This is a genomic window from Sutterella parvirubra YIT 11816 (assembly GCF_000250875.1).
In the GTDB taxonomy this organism is placed as follows: Bacteria; Pseudomonadota; Gammaproteobacteria; order Burkholderiales; family Burkholderiaceae_F; genus Sutterella; species Sutterella parvirubra.
Window position 1 is genome coordinate 31,180 of sequence record NZ_JH604946.1, and the last position, 3,416, is coordinate 34,595.

Annotated in this window: 3 protein-coding genes; 2 read left to right on the forward strand and 1 reads right to left on the reverse strand. The window is 67.1% G+C overall.

The genetic code is table 11. The annotated features are described in order from the left end of the window. Positions 1-1,272: lytic murein transglycosylase (locus tag HMPREF9440_RS04735; RefSeq protein WP_008541992.1), on the reverse strand; the 1,272-nt coding region annotated here is incomplete at its 3' end. A 249-nt stretch (positions 1,273-1,521) separates the two neighbouring features. Between HMPREF9440_RS04735 and HMPREF9440_RS04740 the strand changes: the two genes are divergently transcribed. Together HMPREF9440_RS04740 and HMPREF9440_RS04745 are read left to right on the forward strand one after the other, a co-directional pair. Continuing rightward, a complete protein-coding gene (locus HMPREF9440_RS04740; protein ID WP_008541994.1) occupies positions 1,522-2,487 on the forward strand; it encodes a histone deacetylase family protein in 966 nt (321 codons plus the stop codon). A 51-nt stretch (positions 2,488-2,538) separates the two neighbouring features. Then, a partial coding sequence (locus HMPREF9440_RS04745; protein WP_245523570.1) for an MFS transporter occupies positions 2,539-3,416 on the forward strand: 878 nt, incomplete at its 3' end.

A 3,416-nucleotide genomic window follows, 5' to 3' on the forward strand; every position in this document is an offset into this window, starting at 1 on the left:
CTTCACCTCCGGAGCGGCCTGCGCCGTCACCTTCGCCGTTTCGGCGTCGGTCTTCTCGGCGGGCGCCTCGCCCTTGTCTCGGGTTTCGAGCTCGTAGGCGAGCATCGTCACGGCCGCGGCGTAGAAGTAGCTCCGGTTGTAGCGGAGGATCGCGCCGAAGCTCTCGGTCCCGAGCCAGTAGTCGACGCCCTTGGTGTCGTCCTTCCTGACCCACGGGAGGTCGACGAGGAGCGCCGGTTCGTCGTTTTTGAGCTTCCACTCGGTCTTGGGCTTCACGCCCGCTTCGAGGAGCTTCCCGACGGTCGTGTGCGCCTTGATGCCGCCCGACTTCGTCGCCTTGAAGATCGCCTCGTCGGCCTCGACCGGGTAGAGGGGCTTTTCGCCCCGGATCCAACCGTGGACCTTGAGGAAGTTCGCCACCGAGGCGATGCCGTCGGGTTCGGAATTCGTGATGTCGATCATGCCGTCGCCGTCGCCGTCCCTGCCGTAGGCGTTCAAGGACGCCGGCATGAACTGCCCGAGCCCCATCGCCCCGGCGAAGGACCCGTGCACCGAGACGGGCGACACGCCCTGGCGGTAGCAGAAGTCGAGGAAGCTCGCGAGCTCGCTCCGGTAGTACTTGGCGCGGCGGGTGTAGTCGAACGACAGCGTCATCAGCGCGTCCAACACCCGGAAGCGCCCCATGTTGCGGCCGTAGATCGACTCGATCCCGATGATCGCGGTGACGACGTAGGGGTCGACGCCGGTTTCGCGTTCGATCCGCGCGAGGACCTCGCGGTTCCGCGCGATGAAGTCGCCCCCGCGCTCGATGCGTTCGTCGTTGATGAGGTTGCGCCGGTAGAGGATGAAGTTCTTCTCCGGGGTCTTCTTCCGGTCGGCCTTGGGGCGCGGCGTCGTGTACTTCTCGCTCAGGGGCGAGTAGCGCGCGACGGCGACCTCTTCCTTCAACCATTCGAGCGGAATGTCCTTCTCGTCCGAGAGCTTCTGCAGGAACCCGAGCACCTCCGGGCGTGCGAGATAGTCCGACGTCGTGCGGTTGACGTGCGGGCTCGGCTGCTTCTTCGCGGGTTCGGCTGCGGGTTGCGCGGCCGGAGCGGCGGGTTGAGCGGCGGGCGCAGGCTCCGCGGCCGACGCGGTCGTCGGGGCGGTTTGGGTGTTCTGAGCGGGCTCGGCGGCAGGGGCGGTCTGTCCGTTGGTTTCGGCGGCCCCCACGGCGAGCGCGGCGGTCATGGCGAGAAGCGCGGTCGCGGCGCGCTGTCGGAAGAGGTGCATGGCGTGTCGGTGTCGTCGAAAATGTCGGTGCTTGAGATTCTATCGGCGGGGGCGGTGAGACCCTCGGGAGAACCCGAAATAAAGGGTAAACGAATGGAAGCGAGCGCGCGAAATCGAACGGAACGACGCGAAGGGAGAAGCCGAGCGAGCGGAGTGAACGCTCGCCTTCGAAGTCGGTGCGCCCGACGTGCGGGGGCCGGGGTGCGGTGTGCTATCTTCACCTCAAGACAACGAAAACGCATCCCCACGATGACTACCGCACAAGCGCCCGCCTGGTCGGGGCTCCCCACGGGGTACTTCACGCACGGGCGGATCTACGATCCGAACCCGCTCGCGAACGCGCCCGAATCTCCCGAACGCATGGAAGCGCTCGAGAGCCGCCTCTTCGTGAGCGGCCTCGAGGACTTCGTCGAGCGCGTGGAGTGCGGCCCGGCGCCGCGCGGCGTCGTGACGCTCGCGCACGATGAGGACTACGTGGAGGCGCTGGAGAAGGCGAGCCAGGGCGACAAGGAGGCCTTGGCGCGCTTCGAGATGACCGATACCAAGGTGGGCCCGGGAACGTTTGACGCCGCGATGAGAAGCGTCGGCGCGGTCGTGGCGGCGGTGGACGCGGTTTTTTCCCGCACCTGCCGGAACGCCTTCTGCGCGGTGCGCCCGCCCGGGCACCATGCGGGCCGCGCCCGTGCGGGCGGGTTCTGTTTCTTGAACAACGTCGCCGTCGGGGCGCTCTACGCGCGCGCCCGCTGGGGCGTCGAGCGCGTCGCGGTGCTCGACTTCGACGTGCACCACGGGGACGGAACCGAAGAGATCCTTGCGGGCCGCGAAGGCGTGAAGTTCCTCTCGCTCTTTCAGTGGCCGCTCTTTCCCGACCGGCGCATCGTGCCCGCACCGGAAAACGTCGTGCAGTCGCCCCTGGAAGCGGGGGCGGCGGGGCCCGAAATCGAGCGCGTCGTGGAGAACGAATGGCTTCCGGTGCTCGCCGACTTCCGCCCGCAGCTGATGCTCCTCTCCGCAGGCTTTGACGCCCACGTCGAAGAAACGATGGCGCAGTTGAAGGCCGCCGAGCGCGACTACGCCTACCTCACGCGCCGCATGATGGACGCGGCCGCGGCGCTCTGCGAAGGACGCCTCGTTTCCGTCTTGGAAGGCGGCTATTCGTTGAGGAGCCTCGCGAGGAGCGTCACCGCGCACCTCCAAACCCTGATGCGTCCGTAGCAGTCTTCGGGCTCCAACATCATCCTTCAGACCCCAAAGGATTTCATTCACATGGACGTCAAATCGCTGCGCCCCGGCGTCGCTCCCCGGGAAGTTTGGTCCTGGGCGGCCTTCGACTTTGCGAATTCAGGCTACACGACCGTGGTGCTCACCGCGGTCTACAACGCGTACTTCGTCGCGGTCGTCGCGGGCGACGCCCCGTGGGCGACGCTCGCCTGGACCGTGATCGTCGCGGCCTCGAACCTCCTGAGCATGATCGCGATGCCGGCCGTCGCTGCGCACGCCGACATGCATGCCTCGAAGAAGCGCTGGCTCTTCTGGATGACGTTTCTCGCCGTCGCGGCGACGGCTCTGCTCGCCACGACCGGCCCCGGCACGATCCTTTGGGCGGGGTTGCTGATCATCCTTTCGAACTTCGCCTACAACGTGGGCGAGAGCGTCAACAGCGCGTTCCTTCCCGAACTCGCCCGTGAGGATTCGATCGGGAAGGTCTCGGGCTGGGGTTGGGCCTTCGGCTACTGCGGGGGCCTGACGACGTTGGGCGGGTCGCTCCTTCTCGTCACGCAGGCGGACAAACTCGGCCTCGGCACCGACGGCGCCGTCGCGGGCGCGATGCTGATCACCGCGGTCGTCTTTGCGGTGTCGGCGGCGCCGATCTTCCTTTGGCTCAAAGAACGCGCGACGCCGCGCCCCGACGCGAAGCACGCAGGCATCGCGGAAAGCCTCCGGGGCGCCTGGACGACGCTCAAGTCCCTGCCTCAATTCCCCGACTTCGGGATCCTCACCACCTGCGGCTTTCTCTATCAGTGCGGCGTCGCGGTGGTGATCACGCTCTCCGCGGTCTATGCGGCCGCGGTGATGGGCTTCACGACGGAAGACACCATCCTGATGGTCTTCCTCGTCAACATCACGGCGGCGGCCGGGGCCTT